At 76.5% G+C, this 1,300-nt stretch carries 2 protein-coding genes; one reads left to right on the plus strand and one right to left on the minus strand.

The annotated features are described in order from the left end of the window. Positions 1-450: biotin-dependent carboxyltransferase family protein (locus QR77_RS04850; protein ID WP_040019834.1), on the plus strand; the 450-nt coding region annotated here is incomplete at its 5' end. A 43-nt stretch (positions 451-493) separates the two neighbouring features. Here the strand turns inward: QR77_RS04850 and QR77_RS04855 are convergent. Then, complete coding sequence (locus tag QR77_RS04855) at positions 494-1,297, minus strand: SGNH/GDSL hydrolase family protein (protein WP_052489532.1); 804 nt, start codon at positions 1,295-1,297, stop codon at positions 494-496. Positions 1,298-1,300: the final 3 nt, after the last annotated feature.

The raw sequence follows: 1,300 nt of genomic DNA on the forward strand, positions 1-1,300 counted from the left end.
CTCGGGCCCGAGCCGCTGTCGGAGGGGGCCGTCCTGCCGCTGGGCAGTCCCCCGCCGCTCCCGGACGCCGCCGACGTCGCGCCCTGGCCGGCGCCGCCGTCCGAACTGGTGCTGCGCGTACGGCTCGGCCCCCGCGACGACTGGTTCACCGGAGCGGCGCTGCGGACGCTGACCACGGGCGTCTTCCGGGTCTCGGCGGCGAGCAACCGCATCGGGATGCGTACGGAGGGCCCCGCGCTCGAACGTGCCGTGCACGACGAGCTGCCCAGCGAGGGCATGGTGACGGGCGCGGTGCAGGTCCCGTCGAACGGCCGGCCGCTGGTCTTCCTCGCCGACCATCCGACGACCGGCGGCTACCCGGTGATCGCCGTCGTCACGGAACGGGACATCGCGGCGATGGCCCAGGCGGTGCCGGGCACGCCCGTACGGTTCGTCGCGACGCGACGCTGACCGCCGCGCCCACTCCGCGCCCGCTCCCGCGCCCGCTCCCCGCTCACTCCCCCGTTCCCGCGAACGGAGCGCCCGGCGAGAGCGCGGCGAGTGCGGCCAGCGCGGCCGACAGCGCTGCTTCCGCGTGCTGGTCGAGGCGCTCGCTGGTGCCGCGCGCCCGGTGCCGTATCTCGTCGCCCGCCAGCCGCAGCAGTTCCGGCAGCAGATCGTGGCATCGGCGCACCACCCATCCCGTGCCCGCCGTGGCGAGCCAGAGCAGCGCGGCGGTGCGGCCGGGCGGCGACTGATCGCTCTCCAGGCCCGGCGGCGGTCCCACGGGCAGCCCCCGGTCGGCGAGCATCGTGTGGAAGCGCAGCGCGATCATCCGGTGGCCGCGCTCCCCGGGGTGCAGCCGGTCGGCGCTCCACAGCGACCGGTCGGCGACCCAGGCGGCGTCCGACATGTGCAGGTGGAGGGTGTCGTGGCGCTCCGCCAGGGCGTGTACGACGGCGTTGACCGCGCGCTGACGGCGGGCCAGCGGCCGGGCGAGCGGCGCCGGGAGGCCGAGCATGGTGCCGGGGTCGGGAAGGCAGGCGGTGAGCAGCAGGGCGCCCTGCCCGGCCAGTTGGCCGCAGAGCCGGCCGAGGCGTACGGCGACGTCCTGGATGTCGAAGGCGCAGCGGAGCGTGTCGTTGACACCGACCAGGACGGAGACGATGTCGGCTCCGTAGGAGAGCGCGGCGGGGGTCTGGAGCTCCTCGACATCACGGGTCAGCGCGCCGCTGACGGCGAAGTTCCGGAACACGACGGCCGGTTCGCCCCCGGCCGTACGGGCCGGGGCGCCGGCGGCGAGCGCGCCGCCGAGCAGGGC

Source organism: Streptomyces sp. 150FB (assembly GCF_000818195.1).
Taxonomy (GTDB): domain Bacteria; phylum Actinomycetota; class Actinomycetes; order Streptomycetales; family Streptomycetaceae; genus Streptomyces.